Origin of the sequence: Variovorax sp. RO1 (assembly GCF_002849325.1) — a bacterium.
GTDB lineage: Bacteria > Pseudomonadota > Gammaproteobacteria > Burkholderiales > Burkholderiaceae_C > Variovorax.
This window is the reverse complement of record NZ_PKMT01000001.1, coordinates 1,427,308-1,440,502: the sequence shown is the minus strand read 5'-3', so window position 1 is coordinate 1,440,502 and position 13,195 is coordinate 1,427,308. Positions and strand designations below refer to the sequence as shown.

Sequence of the window (13,195 nt, the reverse complement as noted above, 5' to 3'; positions counted from 1 at the left end):
GGTTTTTCTCCCTCCCCCGCTAGGGGAGGGTCGGGGTGGGGGCACAACGGCCTCGAACCCGTTGCAGCGCTCGTTGGGCGCTGGCCCCCATCCCAGCCTTCCCCCGGAAGGGGAAAGAGCGAATGCAGGGTCAGTCCAGCGTGGGCTCGGCCCGCGCCGCTTCGGGCGGCGGCGCGTTGTCGTCACCGGCCACCGGCGTCGTCACCGGCTCGGCCGCCTGCGCAATCGCCAGCACCGCTGTGGCCGTGCGTTCGGCCGCCCCGCGGTTCGACGACGAAAACGCCAGCGCGGCCTGCGCCATCACGGCACGACGCTCCGGGTTCTCGACCAGCTTGAGCGCGGCCGTGACGGCCTGCTCCATGCCCTCGACGCGCAGCGACGCGCCCGCCGCGAGCGACAACTGCGCCGCCTCGGCAAAGTTGAAAGTCGATGGCCCCATCACCACCGGGCAGCCGCAGGCCGCCGGCTCGATGAGGTTCTGCCCGCCCAGCGGCTCGAAGCTGCCGCCGAGCAAGGCCACGTCGGCCAGGCCGTAGTACAGCGCCATCTCGCCCAGCGAATCGCCGAGCCAGATCTCGGCCTCGGCCGGCTGGCCGGCCGCGCTGCGGCGTGCCACGGCAAAGCCTTCGGCTTCGATGAGCGCTGCCACTTCGTCGAAACGCTGTGGATGGCGCGGCACGATCATCCATTGCACGTCGTGCACGCGCTTGGCAATCGAGCGGATCGCGCCCTGCTCGGGCGGCACCGGCGAGGTGGCACCGAAGCGCTTGAGCACCTCGAGCAGCAGGCGTTCTTCGCCGTCGCGCGAGCTGGCCAGCACGACCATCGGCCGCGGCAGGTGCTCGCGCAGCGAGACGGCCGTGGCCAGTTGCCGCGCGTCGGGCGTGGCGTCGAACTTGAGGTTGCCGTAGATGCCGGCCACCTTGGCGCCGAGCGACACCAGCCGGTGCGCGTCGGCCTCGGTCTGCGCCCAGACGGCGGTGAGCGCCGAGTAGGCCGGCCGCGCCAGCCCGCTGAGCCGTTCGGCCGCGGCGCGCGATTTCTCGTTGAGCCGCGCATTGGCCAGCACCAGCGGAATGCGGCGCTCGGCGCAGGCGGCGGCCATCTCGGGCCAGACCTCGGTTTCCATCAGCACGCCGATGCGTGGCTGGAAGCGGTCGAGAAAGCGGGCGACGGCGCCCGGCGTGTCCCAGGGCTGCCAGACCTGCGTGTCGCCGGGCTCGAGCAGCTTGGCGCCCTCTTCGCGGCCCGTGGCCGTGCCGTGCGTGAGCAGGATCGGAATGCCCGGGTACTGGCGCCGCAGTTCGGCGATCAGGATGGCGGCGGCGCGCGTCTCGCCCAGCGAGACGGCGTGCACCCAGCACTGGGCAAAGCCGGTGGTGGCGTCGTCGTAGTGGCCGAAGCGCTCCTCGACAGCCACGGCATAGCCGGGCTCGGCGATGGCACGGCGCCGCAGCTTGCGGCGGACCAGCGGTTGGACGGCGGTGGTGAAAACGCCGTAAAGGCGAAGCAGCAGGGAACGCACAGGTTCTTCAGTGGGCAGCAGCGGCCAGCGTGGCGTCGGGCTTGACCGTTCGCAGCACCGCAAGCATCTGGGTCTCGATGCGTTGGAGCGCCGCCTCGGTCTGGCCTTCGAAGCGCAGCACCAGCACGGGGGTGGTATTGGAAGCGCGGATCAGCCCGAATCCATCGGGCCAGTCCACGCGCAGGCCGTCGATGGTCGAGACCTGGGCGGGTGCGTCGAAGCGCGCGTTCTTCACGAGCTGGGCGACCAGCACGTGCGGCTCGCCTTCGGCGCAGGCAACGTTCAGTTCAGGTGTCGAGAAGCTGGTGGGCAGCGCGTTGAGCACGGCGTTCGCGTCCGGGTGCTTGCTAAGGATCTCGAGCAGGCGGCAGCCCGCGTAGGTGCCGTCGTCGAAGCCGTACCAGCGCTCCTTGAAGAAGATGTGGCCGCTCATCTCGCCGCCCAGCGGCGAATCGATTTCCTTCATCTTCGCCTTGATGAGCGAATGGCCGGTCTTGTAGATCATCGGCGTGCCGCCCGCGGCCACGATGGCCGGCGCCAGGCGCTGCGAGCACTTCACGTCGTAGACGATGGTGCCGCCCGGCACGCGCGAGAGCACGTCCTGCGCAAAGAGCTGCATCTGACGGTCGGGAAAGATGTTCTGGCCGTCCTTGGTGACGATGCCCAGGCGGTCGCCGTCACCATCGAAGGCCAGGCCCAGTTCGGCGTCGCCGCGGGCCAGTTCGGCCATCAGGTCCTTGAGGTTCGCGGGCTGGCTCGGATCGGGGTGGTGATTGGGGAAGTTGCCGTCGACTTCGCTGAACAGCTCGACCACTTCACAGCCGATGGCGCGGAAGATGGCCGGTGCGGTCGCCCCCGCGATGCCGTTGCCCGAATCGACCACGATCTTCATGGGGCGCGCGAGCTTGATGTCGCCGACGATGCGCTGCGTGTAGGCCTCGGTCACGTCGACCTTGCGCACGCTGCCGCCGGGCGCGAGCGTGGCGCTGCCGTCTTCCATGGTCTTGCGCAGGCCCTGGATCTCGTCGCCGTAGATTGCGCGGCCGGCCAGCACCATCTTGAAGCCGTTGTAGTCCTTCGGGTTGTGGCTGCCCGTGACCTGGATGCCGCTCGTGCACAGCGTGTGGGCTGCGAAGTACAGCATCGGGGTCGTGACCGCGCCCACGTCGATCACCTCGACGCCGGTGGCGACCAAGCCGTCGATCAGTGCGTCCACCAGCGCCGGGCCCGACAGGCGGCCGTCGCGGCCCACGGCCACCGAGGTCTCACCGGCCGCGCGTGCTGCGCTGCCGAAGGCACGGCCCAGCGCCTCGGCCACTTCGACATCGAGACTGAGGGGCACGACGCCGCGGATGTCATAGGCCTTGAAGATCGATGCGCTGAGCTGCATGAAGGGCGGGGTCACTGTTGGTTCGGAGTCGGGCATTGTAGGCAACGCGTTGTAGACATCGATGTCCGAAAACGGCCAGTTGAAACGAGTCGAAACCGTATCATTTCCCCATGTCTACCGCCCACGCCCCCTCCGAAGTGCTCGAGAGCGACGCCTGCTACCTGGCAATGAAGACGCACGATGCGCGCTTCGACGGCTCGTTCTTCACGGCCGTGACCTCCACCGGCATCTACTGCCGGCCGGTCTGCCGCGTCAAGCTGCCGCGGCGCGAGAACTGCCGCTTCTTCCGCCACGCGGCCCAGGCCGAGGCAGCAGGCTTTCGGCCCTGCCTGCGCTGCCGGCCCGAGCTGGCACCGCGCGCGGCCAGCTGGTCGACCGAAGATGCCTCGCGCATCCTCGCGCTGCAGGCCGCGCGGCTCATCGACGAGCCCGACGCCTGGTCCGAAGAAGGCCCCGGCGCGGCGCAGATCGCGGCCCGCCTGGGCGTGAGCGACCGCCACCTGCGGCGCATCTTCGAGGCGCAGTTCGGCGTGTCGCCGCTGCAGTACCTGCAGACGCGCCGCCTGCTGGCCGCCAAGCAGCTGATCGCCGACACGCGCCTGCCGATGACGCAGGTGGCACTGGCCAGTGGCTTCGCGAGCGTGCGGCGCTTCAACGCGGCCTTCGTGGAGCACTACGGGCTCAACCCGAGCGCACTGCGCCGCGCGGGCGGCACCGAGGGCGGCGAAGGCAAGGCCATCGAAGTGCGGCTGGGCTTTCGCCCGCCCTACGACGCGAACGCCATGCTCGGCTTCTTCGCGCGGCGGGCACTGCGCGGCGTCGAGACCGTGCACACCGCCGACGGGAAGGAACCCGCCAAGGGCAGCACACCCACCTATGTGCGGCTGACGCGCACGCTGCGCGTGCAGCAACAAGGCGGGCAGACGCATGCCGGCTGGCTGCAGCTGCGCTTCGACCTCGAACGCGAACAGGTGCTGCTGGCCGTGAGCGATTCGCTGGCCGCGGTGCTGCCGATCGTCATCAGCCGCGCACGCGCGCTGTTCGACCTCGACGCGGAGCCGATGGCCATCAACGCCGCGCTGCATGCGGCCTTTCCGCATGGCGACGGGCTGCGCGTGCCGGGCACGGTCGACGGCTTCGAGCTTGCGGTGCGGGCGGTGCTGGGCCAGCAGATCACCGTGGCCGCGGCGCGCACGCTGGGCTCGCGGCTGGTCGAGGCCTTCGGCGACGCGATCGACACGCCCATCGACGGCCTGACCCGCCTGTTCCCCACGCCCGCCGCGCTGGCAGCAGCCAGTGGCGATGCGCTCGGGCAGCTGGGCATCGTGCGCCAGCGGCAGGCTGCGCTGCAGGCCATTGCGCGCGAAGTGGCCTCGGGCCGGCTGGCGCTGCATGCGGGCGCCGACGTGCCCTCGACCCTCGCGGCGCTGCAGGAACTGCCCGGCATCGGCGCCTGGACCGCGCAGTACATCGCGATGCGCGCGCTGCGCTGGCCCGACGCCTTTCCCGCCGGCGACGTGGCGCTGCAGAAGGCGCTGGGCGTGACCACCGCGCGTGCCGCGGGCGAGGCCTCGCAGGCCTGGCGGCCCTGGCGCAGCTATGCGGTGCTGCGCGCGTGGCACACGCCGCCCGCACCACCCGAACCGGCATCGGCTGCCGCAACGCCGATCGCTTCTTCCGACCTCGCAACGGCAGGCCTCGTGCCTGAAGGACCATGAAATTCAAACGCACAGTCATTTACACCTCGCACATCGACACGCCGCTGGGCGGCGTCACGATGGCCGCCACCGACCAGGGCCTGGCGGGCGTCTGGTTCGACCAGCAGCGCCACTGGCCCGACACCGCGGGCTGGCAAACGAAAGACGACCACCCCGCGCTGGTCGAAGCCGCCGCGCAACTGCACGACTACTTCGCGGGCCGCCGCAGCCACTTCGACATGCAGCTCGACCTGTCGCACGGCACGGTCTTCCAGCAGGGCGTGTGGCAGGCACTGCTCGCCATTCCGGCCGGCGAGACCACGACCTACGGCGCGTTGAGCCAGCGCGTGGGCAACCCGGCAGCGGTGCGCGCGGTCGGCGCGGCGGTCGGGCGCAACCCGATCAGCGTGATCGTGCCCTGCCACCGCGTGCTGGGTGCAGACGGCTCGCTGACCGGTTACGCTGGCGGGCTCGATCGCAAGACGGCCTTGCTCGAGCTCGAGACCGGCAAGTAAGACAGAAGAAAACACCGTCGATGGCGCTGTCTTCCTTGCGCCACTCCACAAAGAGACGCATGACCACAACGAACAACAACACCACCGTCGCTTCCTCGCCTTCGCCCGCTCCCGCCGCGCTTGCGCCCAGGGCGTGGCTCATCGACCTCGTGCTGCTGGGCGCGCTGTGGGGCGCCTCCTTCCTGTTCATGCGCATCGGCGCGGCGGAGTTCGGTGCGCTGCCGACCGCCGCCGTGCGCGTGGCCATCGCAGCGGCGTTCCTGCTGCCGATCGCGCTGCTGCGCGGCCAAGGGCCATCGATCGCCAAGCACTGGAAGGCCAGCCTCACGGTCGGCATCTTCAACTCGGGCATGCCCTTCGCGCTGTTCTGCTTTGCGCTGCTGACCATCAACACCGGCCTGGCGGCGGTGCTCAACGCGACCACGCCGATGTTCGGCGCGCTGGTGGCCTGGGCCTGGTTTCGCGAACGCCCCAACGGCTCACGCCTTGTCGGCCTCGTGATCGGCTTCGCGGGCGTCGCGATGCTCGCCAGCCGCAGCGCCGGCCTGCATGCCGGCGCCAGCAACCACGCCGCGCTGTGGGCCGTGCTGGCCTGCCTTGCGGCGTGCCTGTGCTACGGCATCTCGGCCAGCGCCACGCGCCGCCACCTGGCCGGCGTGCCCGCGCTGACCACGGCCACTGGCAGCCAGATCGGCGCCACGCTGTTCCTCGTGCTGCCCGCCATCTGGCTCTGGCCCGCGCAGATGCCCAGCCTGCGCGCGTGGGCGGCGCTGCTGGCGCTGGGCATCGCCTGCACGGGCGTGGCCTACATCCTGTTCTTCCGGCTCATCGAACGCGCCGGTCCGGCGCGCGCGCTCACCGTGACCTTCCTCGTGCCGGTGTTCGCGCTGTTCTACGGCGCCGTGTTCCTCGGCGAGCAGATCACGCAGTGGATGCTGATCTGCGCCTTCGTGATCGTGTGCGGCGTGGCGCTGTCGACCGGCATCGTCAAGCTGCCGTCGCTGCGCAAGGCCGCGGGCTGAGCCGGGCTCAGACCACGCCGGCCACCACGTTCACCGACAGGGCCAGCACCAGCATGTTGAAGGCGAAGGCGAGCACGCTGTGGACCAGCGTGATGCGCCGCATCTCGTGCGACGTGGCCTGCACGTCCGACACCTGCGAGGTCATGCCGATCACGTAGGCGTAGTACATGAAGTCGAAGTAGTCGGGCGCTTCCCTGCCCGGAAAGTCGAGCCCTCCGTCGGAGGCGTGGTCCTTGCGGTCGATGTAGTAGCGGTGCGCGTAGTGAAAGGCGTAGATCGTGTGCATCATGAGCCACGACCCCGCCAGCGCCACCAGCCCGAGCGCCACGTGCGCGCCGCGCGCCCAGCCGCTGAGCTGTCTCACCTGTTGCAGCAGCATCGCGATGGCGACCACGCTCACGCCCACCGCCACCAGCATCGACACCAGGATCACGACGTTGGGCTGGTCCAGCTGCTGCGCGCGCTCGCGCGTGCGCTGGGCATCGAAGGTCTCGGCCAGCCACCAGCTGAGCACCTGGTACACCGCCACGCCCGCGCACCAGCCGGCCAGTGCGCGCGCCGTGAAGCCCATCGGCCACGGCAGCAGCGCCACCGCGACGGCCGCCGCGGCTCCGTAGAGCAAACGTTGGGGGCCGGTGGTGGTGGAGAGGTGTGCGCGCATGGGCGGACTGTAGCGCCGTGCTGCGCATCAGCGATTTCCTACAGGCACATCCGCCATCGGCGCATGCACAGCCCGGCGCCGTCTCACTAACGTAGTGCGGTTCCAGGGAGCTCAGCCCGCAGGCGTCGCGACACACGCGCAGGCCCGAGGCGTCTTTCATCCGAAGGATTTCTTTCATGCTGTTGCTTCGTTCGCGCTCGCGCGGCGTCCCTGGCGCGCTGGCTGCTGCCGGCGTTCTCATCACCTCCATCGCCGCGCCCGTCGCCGCGACGGCCGAACCCTCTCCGGCACTGGACCGTTTCAGCTTCTCGGTCGGCGCCTTCAATGCCGACCCCAAGTTCAGCGCCTCGGTCGAAACGCCCTACGGCGTGCTGCGCTCGAACGAACTCAAGCCCGGCCGCGTGACCATGCCGCGCATCACGGCCGACGTGCTGATCGGCGACAGCCAGGGCATCTCCTTCGACTACTACCGCTACAAGCGCGACTACGACGGGCAGGTGGGGGCCAACACCACGATCGGCGGCTTCGGCGCGCTGAGCGCCATCGGCAACGCGAACCTCTCGGCGCAGCTCGACTTCGCCAAGCTCTCCTACAAGTGGTGGCTCGGGTCGGGCAACACCGTCTTCGGGCTGGGCGCCGGCGCGGCCTACTACCGCGCGACCTTCGGTGCCAGCGCGCTGGTCGGCGTGAACGGACAGGTGCGCTCGGTCAGCGAACGCTCGAGCGACAACGCCATCGCGCCCCTGCTCGAGATCGGCGTGCGCCACGCGATCACGCCCGACCTGCGGCTGTTCGCCGATGCCTCGGGCGTGTGGAAAAGCAGCGGCCGCTTCCACGGCAACATCTACAACGCATCGGCCGGTGTGGAGTGGTTTCCCGTGAAGAACGTGGGCCTGGTGCTGTCGTACGGCGTGACCAACATCGACCTGACGCGCGACGGCAGCTTTGCCGATTCGCGCCTCAAGGTGCGGCTGCAAGGGCCTTCGGCTTTCGTGAAGGCGCGCTTCTGACGTTGCCCGGGCAAGCGGTAGGCGCCGCATAGCCACTCTTCGCAAGACCGGCAGGCCGTGCCGGTCTTAGTCTGCGCTCCGATCGACACCACAACGACCGGAGACACGACGCCATGCCCGCCGCCCGCCCAGAGACCGCACCCCCCTCCTTCCAGCGCATCGCCCGCATTGCGCTGGGCGACGTGATCCACCGCAGCGCGCGGCGCTTCGGCGCGCGCACCGCGCTCATCGAGGGCGAGCACCGCATGAGCTACACCGAGCTCGATGCTGCATCGAACCGCTTCGCGCACCACCTGCTGGGCCTGGGCCTGGCCAGCGGCGAGCGCGTGGGCATGCTGTGCAACAACTCGATCGAGATGGTGGTCGCGCTGCTCGGCATCCAGAAGGCCGGGCTGGTGTGGGTGCCGATCAACACGGCGCTCGCGGTCGATGCCATCGGCTACATCCTCGAACACGCCGAGGTGCGGCACCTCGTGATCGACACCGCGCTGCACGCCAAACCCGAACTGCGCCAGCTGCTCGACACCGCGGCCGTCTCGCCGCTGCTGTGCGTGCTCGACGGCGACACGCTACCACCCGGCGTGCGCACCGTGGCGCAAGCCATCGCGCAAGGCCCGGCCACGCTGCCCGATGTGGCCATCGACACCAACCAACTCGCACTCATCATGTACACCAGCGGCACCACCGGCCGGCAGAAGGGCGTGATGCATTCGCACGCCTCGGTGCATTCGGTGCTGATGAGCAACATGCTCGAATGGGGCGGCAGCCCCACGCACCACGATGTGTGGAGCAACGTGCTGCCGCTCTTTCATTGCGGGCAGCACACGGTGCTGATGTCGGCGCTGGCGGTGGGCGGCACGAACGTCATCCTGCGCGGCTTCGACCCGGGCGCGATGCTCGCCGCCATCGAGCGCCACAAGATCACCGTGACGGTCGGGCTGCCGATGATGTACGGCGCGCTGCTGGCGCACCCGCAGCGCGCATCGCGCGACCTGTCGAGCCTGCGGCTGTGCGTGTATGCGATGGCGCCGATGTCGCGCACGCTGCTGCTGCGCCTTCTCGACACCTTCTGCCCCAACTTCGCACTGGCTTCGGGGCAGACCGAGATGTACCCCGGCGCCACCATCTTCGAGACGCACCAGCAGCGCGAGCGCTTCGGCTCGTACTGGGGCGTGGGCACGATGGTGAACGAGGTCGCGGTGATGGGCGACGAGGGCGAGCTGCTCGCACCGAATCAGGTCGGCGAAATCGTCTTTCGTGGACCGAACGTGATGCTCGGTTACTACAAGGACCCGCAGGCCACGGCCAATGCACAGCGCTTCGGCTGGCACCACTCGGGCGACCTGGGCACGCTCGACGACGACGGGCAGCTGATCTTTCTCGACCGGCTCAAGGACATGGTCAAGTCGGGCGGCGAGAACGTGCCCTCGCTCAAGGTCGAGGAGGTTCTGCTGCGCCACCCGGCCGTGCTCAACGCCGCGGTGGTCGGCCTGCCGCACGAGCGCTGGGGCGAAGCCATCACGGCCTTCGTCACGCGCCGGCCCGATGCGCCGGCGGAGTTCTCGGAAGCCGCGCTCACGGCGCATTGCAAGGAACACCTCGGCGGCTTCGAGGTGCCGAAAGACATCGTCTTCCTGCCCGCGCTGCCGATGACCTCGACGGGCAAGATCCAGAAGTTCGAGCTGCGCCAGGCGCACCAGGGGCACTACCAGCGCGACTGAATCAGCATCAGGACGACTGCAGTTTCTCCAGCAGCGACGCCCGCACTTCTTTCTTGAGCACCTTGCCGACCTTGGAGCGCGGCAGGTCGGCCCACACCTCGACCTGTTTGGGCGCCTTCACGCTGCCGATGCGCGACTTGACGAAGGTCTTGATCGCCTCGGCATCCACGCTGCGGCCCGCATGCAGCTGCAGCACGGCCACCACGCGCTCGCCCCACTTCTCGTCGGGCAGGCCGACGACCGCGCTGTCCTGCACGTCGGGGTGCTGCATCAGCACCTGCTCGACCTCGGCGGAGTAGACGTTGAAGCCGCCCGAGATGATCATGTCTTTGGCGCGGTCGACGATGAACAAAAAGCCATCGGCATCGAGGTAGCCGATGTCGCCCGTGTGGTGCCAGCCGTGGCGTGAGGCCTCCTGCGTGGCCTTCGGGTCCTTGTAGTAACCGCGCATCACGAGCGAGCCGCGCACCACGATCTCGCCGCTCTCGCCTGTGGGCAGCAAGGCGCCCTCGCCGTTCATGATGCCGACCTGCACCAGCGGACCGGGCCGCCCCGCCGAGGCCAGGCGCTGGCGCGCCACCGAACCGTCGGCATTGAAGTGGTCGCGCGGCGGCATCATCGAGACCATCATCGGCGCCTCGGTCTGGCCGAAGAGCTGCGCCATGACGGGGCCGATCTTGTCGAGTGCTTCTTCGAGCCGCGCGGCCGACATGGGCGCGGCGCCGTACCAGAAGCACTGCAGCGAATCGCGCTTCGTCTGCGCCAACTCGGGGTGCTGCAGCAGCATGTAGATCAGCGTCGGCGGCAGGAAGGTGTGGGTGACACGCCGGCGCTCGATGAGCGCGAGGAACTCGCTCAGGTCGGGCTTGGGCATGATGACCACCCGCCCGCCCAACGCCATCACCGGCAGGCACAGCACGCCGGCCGCATGCGTGAGTGGCGCGAGCGCCAGGTACACGGGCCGGCCCTCGAACGGGTAACCCATGAGGGTCAGCGCCGACATGGCCTCGAGGTTGCCGCCCGAGAGCATCACGCCCTTGGGCTGGCCGGTGGTGCCGCCGGTGCCGGCGATCATGGCCACGTCGTCGGGCGGTGCGATGTCGATCGGCGCATCGTCCAGGCCGTCGATCCATTCGTCCATCGAAGGCGCGAAGGCCTGCTTCTGGTCGAGGCACACCAGCGCCTTCAGTTGCGGCAGCTGCGCGCGCATCTGCTCGACCATGGGCGCGTAGTTGCTGTGGAACACGAGGCACGTGCAATCGAAGGCATCGAGCACGAAGGCGTTCTCGCTGGCTTCGTTGCGCGGGTTGATTGGGCACCACACGCAGCCCGCGCGCGAAATGCCGAACACCGTGGCGAAGGCCATGGCGTCGTTGCTCGAGAGCACCGCCACCTTGCTCCCCGGCGCGATGCCGGCGCGCTGCAGGCCGCGCGCCACGCGCCAGCTGACGCGTTGCACCTGTGCATAGCTCAGGTCGGCGTCGCCCATGGTGAGGCACGGCGAATCGGCGCCCTGCTGGGCGCCTTTGTCGAGGTAGTCGACGAGGCGCATGGGGGTCAGCCCATCCGCGTGAGCACGGGTTCCTGCACCAGCCCGAAGCTGCGCAGCGCCCCCAGCAACTCGCGGTGCCCGAAGGCCTGGCAGCCCGACGCAAAGCCGGCGCGCCGCGGCGCCTGCTGCAGCAGCGAGGCCGCGGCATAGGCCTGCAGCAGGCCGGTCTGCTTGTAGTTGCAGTTGCCGAAGATCACGCAGTGCGCGCGGCCCAGCGGACCGGAGGCATGCACCGAATCGACCGACTTGTTGATGCGCGGGTTCTCGCGTGGCGGCATGGTGTTCATCACGCCCGCCGCCGTCTGCGCCAGCGCGGCATAGCGGTCTTCGTCGTTCATGCCTTCGGTGGCCTTGAGCGCGGCGGCCACGATCTGCGGCACGCCCAGCATCAGCGGCTTGTTGAAGACGCCGCCGAGCACCTTCACGTTGGCCACGCGCGGATCGCGCTTGAACCACACCGGATGCGAGGTGCCGCCCCAGGGCAATGCCAATGCGGCTTCGTGCTGGCCCGGAATCGACAGGTGGTACAGGCCCGCGTCGGGTTGCCACTCGACGTACTGGTTCTGCTCCAGGAAGAAGGCCTTCGATGTGGCGGCGTTCACCAGGATGGTCTGCGTCGATGCGATGGTCGGGCTGCCGCCCCAGAACACGGCGATGTCGAGCGTGTCCAGGCCCGGTGTTTCCAGGCACAGCTGCGCGGCGATTTCGCCGGTGGTGTACATCTGCGCCAGGCCGGGCGAGAGCAGCAGGCCTGCGGCGGCGAACTTGGCGCCGTAGTTTTGGTCGAGCGTGATGAGCCAGTCTTGCTCGCCGGTGGTGTCGGTGTAGTGGCAACCGGCGGCCAGGCAGGCATCGACCACCTCGGGGCCGAACTTGGCGAACGGCCCCACCGTGTTGAGCACCACCGAGGCGCCGGTGAAGAGTTCGGTGAGCGCCTCGACCGTGTGCGCGACCTCGACCACTTCGTAGTCCGCGGTCTCGATGCCGGGCACGTTCGACTTCATCGCCGCTTCGAGCTTCTGTGCGCTGCGGCCGGCGGCAATGAAGGGGATGTGGTACTCGCGCAGGTACTCGCAGACCAGGCGCCCGGTGTAGCCGGAGGCGCCGTAGACGATGACGGGTTTCTTCTTGCTGCTGCTCATGTTCTTTGCTCCTTGTTGATCGCTCACATGCCCATGCCGCCGTCCACCGCGAGGCCCGCACCGGTGATGAACCGGGCGGCGTCGGAGCAGAGGAAGACCACCACGTCGGCCATGTCGCCGACCTCGCCGAGGCGGCCCAGCGGCGTCTGGCCGATGACGTCGCCCACGGCGGCCTCGACGCTGGGCGCGAGCCCGGCGGCCACGATGTCGTTGGCGAGCTTCATGCCCATGTCGGTGGGCACGAGCCCGGGGTAGATGCAGTTGACTCGCACGCCGTAGCCCAGCTTGCCGGACTCCATGGCCGCCACGCGCGTGGCGCGGTCGACCGCCGACTTGGTCGCCGAGTAACCGGCAATGGCGGGGAACGCGATGGTGGCCGCGACCGACGCGATGTTGACCACCGCCCCGCCGCCGCCTGCGCTGCCGCCGGGGCGCATGGCGCGAAAGGCGTGCTTCATGCCCAGCAGCGTGCCGGCCACGTTCACGTCGAGCATGCGGCGCAGGTCGTCGCCGTCAACGTCGATCACCAGCGAGGTGATCTCGATGCCCGCGTTGTTGACCAGGATGTCGAAGCCGCCCAGCGCCTTCACCGTGGCTTCGGTGGCAGCAGCCCAATCGCCGTCCTTCGTGACGTCGAGCGGAACGAAGCCCACCTTCGCCCCTTCGGCCGAGAGCCGCTGCGCGGTCTCCTTCCCCAGATCGGCGAGCACGTCGCCGATCATCACCGACGCACCCGCTTGCGCCAGTGCTTGTGCAATGCCCGCGCCGATGCCGCGCGCACCACCCGTCACCAGGGCCTTGCGCCCCGTCAAGTCGAACTTGGCCATCACTTGTCTCCTGTGAATATGTTTATGAGATGGAGCGGCCATGCTAGAAATCGACTTGACGAGTGTCAAGAATTTTTTTGACGACTGCCCAAATTTCGTAAAATGCCTCTGGAATGCACGTACGAGGGATTTC

Annotated in this window: 11 protein-coding genes; 5 read left to right on the top strand and 6 right to left on the bottom strand. The window is 69.0% G+C overall.

The window, feature by feature from the left end; all coding sequences use genetic code 11:
• Positions 1 to 130: 130 nt before the first annotated feature.
• Together CY658_RS06955 and CY658_RS06950 are read right to left on the bottom strand one after the other, a co-directional pair.
• A complete protein-coding gene (locus CY658_RS06955; RefSeq protein ID WP_101489439.1) occupies positions 131 to 1,525 on the bottom strand; it encodes a 3-deoxy-D-manno-octulosonic acid transferase in 1,395 nt (464 codons plus the stop codon).
• A gap of 7 nt (positions 1,526 to 1,532) precedes the next feature.
• Entirely contained in the window at positions 1,533 to 2,915 is a 1,383-nt protein-coding gene (locus tag CY658_RS06950; protein ID WP_101489438.1) for a phosphomannomutase/phosphoglucomutase, read from the bottom strand.
• 110 nt (positions 2,916 to 3,025) lie between these two features.
• Between CY658_RS06950 and CY658_RS06945 the strand changes: the two genes are divergently transcribed.
• Genes CY658_RS06945 through CY658_RS06935 form a run of 3 tightly spaced genes read left to right on the top strand, consistent with a single transcriptional unit; the run spans position 3,026 to position 6,149 of the window.
• Positions 3,026 to 4,633: a DNA-3-methyladenine glycosylase 2 family protein gene (locus tag CY658_RS06945; RefSeq protein WP_101489437.1), complete on the top strand. Its 1,608-nt coding sequence runs from the start codon at positions 3,026 to 3,028 to the stop codon at positions 4,631 to 4,633.
• Complete coding sequence (locus tag CY658_RS06940; RefSeq protein ID WP_101489436.1) at positions 4,630 to 5,127, top strand: methylated-DNA--[protein]-cysteine S-methyltransferase; 498 nt, start codon at positions 4,630 to 4,632, stop codon at positions 5,125 to 5,127. Before CY658_RS06945 ends, CY658_RS06940 begins: the two co-directional genes overlap by 4 nt.
• Before the next feature lie 59 nt (positions 5,128 to 5,186).
• The gene (locus CY658_RS06935; RefSeq protein ID WP_101489435.1) at positions 5,187 to 6,149 is read left to right on the top strand and encodes a DMT family transporter; all 963 of its coding nucleotides are present in this window, start codon (positions 5,187 to 5,189) and stop codon (positions 6,147 to 6,149) included.
• A 7-nt stretch (positions 6,150 to 6,156) separates the two neighbouring features.
• Here CY658_RS06935 and CY658_RS06930 read toward each other — a convergent pair whose 3' ends face one another.
• Positions 6,157 to 6,810 (bottom strand): DUF1345 domain-containing protein, encoded by a 654-nt coding sequence (locus tag CY658_RS06930; RefSeq protein ID WP_101489434.1) that lies wholly within the window; start codon positions 6,808 to 6,810, stop codon positions 6,157 to 6,159.
• A 176-nt stretch (positions 6,811 to 6,986) separates the two neighbouring features.
• Between CY658_RS06930 and CY658_RS06925 the strand changes: the two genes are divergently transcribed.
• Together CY658_RS06925 and CY658_RS06920 are read left to right on the top strand one after the other, a co-directional pair.
• Complete coding sequence (locus CY658_RS06925; RefSeq protein ID WP_101489433.1) at positions 6,987 to 7,820, top strand: hypothetical protein; 834 nt, start codon at positions 6,987 to 6,989, stop codon at positions 7,818 to 7,820.
• 113 nt (positions 7,821 to 7,933) lie between these two features.
• Positions 7,934 to 9,541, top strand: coding sequence for a class I adenylate-forming enzyme family protein (locus CY658_RS06920; RefSeq protein ID WP_101489432.1), 1,608 nt, complete (start codon positions 7,934 to 7,936; stop codon positions 9,539 to 9,541).
• 7 nt (positions 9,542 to 9,548) lie between these two features.
• Here the strand turns inward: CY658_RS06920 and CY658_RS06915 are convergent, their stop codons facing one another.
• The 3 genes from CY658_RS06915 to CY658_RS06905 are packed head-to-tail and all read right to left on the bottom strand — an operon-like array spanning position 9,549 to position 13,062.
• Positions 9,549 to 11,093: an acyl-CoA synthetase gene (locus CY658_RS06915; RefSeq protein WP_101489431.1), complete on the bottom strand. Its 1,545-nt coding sequence runs from the start codon at positions 11,091 to 11,093 to the stop codon at positions 9,549 to 9,551.
• 5 nt (positions 11,094 to 11,098) lie between these two features.
• Positions 11,099 to 12,235 carry a DUF5938 domain-containing protein gene (locus CY658_RS06910; protein ID WP_101489430.1) on the bottom strand — a complete coding sequence of 379 codons (1,137 nt, stop codon included), beginning with the start codon at positions 12,233 to 12,235 and terminating at the stop codon, positions 11,099 to 11,101.
• A gap of 23 nt (positions 12,236 to 12,258) precedes the next feature.
• A complete protein-coding gene (locus CY658_RS06905) occupies positions 12,259 to 13,062 on the bottom strand; it encodes an SDR family NAD(P)-dependent oxidoreductase (protein ID WP_101489429.1) in 804 nt (267 codons plus the stop codon).
• Positions 13,063 to 13,195 lie beyond the last annotated feature (133 nt).

What these genes read in the sequence shown, in the direction of transcription:
- CY658_RS06915 (WP_101489431.1), bottom strand. Translation starts at nt 11,093, where the DNA reads ATGCGCCTCGTCGACTACCTCGACAAAGGCGCCCAGCAGGGCGCCGAT.
- CY658_RS06920 (WP_101489432.1), top strand. Translation starts at nt 7,934, where the DNA reads ATGCCCGCCGCCCGCCCAGAGACCGCACCCCCCTCCTTCCAGCGCATC.
- CY658_RS06940 (WP_101489436.1), top strand. Translation starts at nt 4,630, where the DNA reads ATGAAATTCAAACGCACAGTCATTTACACCTCGCACATCGACACGCCG.
- CY658_RS06910 (WP_101489430.1), bottom strand. Translation starts at nt 12,235, where the DNA reads ATGAGCAGCAGCAAGAAGAAACCCGTCATCGTCTACGGCGCCTCCGGC.
- CY658_RS06950 (WP_101489438.1), bottom strand. Translation starts at nt 2,915, where the DNA reads ATGCAGCTCAGCGCATCGATCTTCAAGGCCTATGACATCCGCGGCGTC.
- CY658_RS06925 (WP_101489433.1), top strand. Translation starts at nt 6,987, where the DNA reads ATGCTGTTGCTTCGTTCGCGCTCGCGCGGCGTCCCTGGCGCGCTGGCT.
- CY658_RS06905 (WP_101489429.1), bottom strand. Translation starts at nt 13,062, where the DNA reads ATGGCCAAGTTCGACTTGACGGGGCGCAAGGCCCTGGTGACGGGTGGT.
- CY658_RS06935 (WP_101489435.1), top strand. Translation starts at nt 5,187, where the DNA reads ATGACCACAACGAACAACAACACCACCGTCGCTTCCTCGCCTTCGCCC.
- CY658_RS06930 (WP_101489434.1), bottom strand. Translation starts at nt 6,810, where the DNA reads ATGCGCGCACACCTCTCCACCACCACCGGCCCCCAACGTTTGCTCTAC.
- CY658_RS06945 (WP_101489437.1), top strand. Translation starts at nt 3,026, where the DNA reads ATGTCTACCGCCCACGCCCCCTCCGAAGTGCTCGAGAGCGACGCCTGC.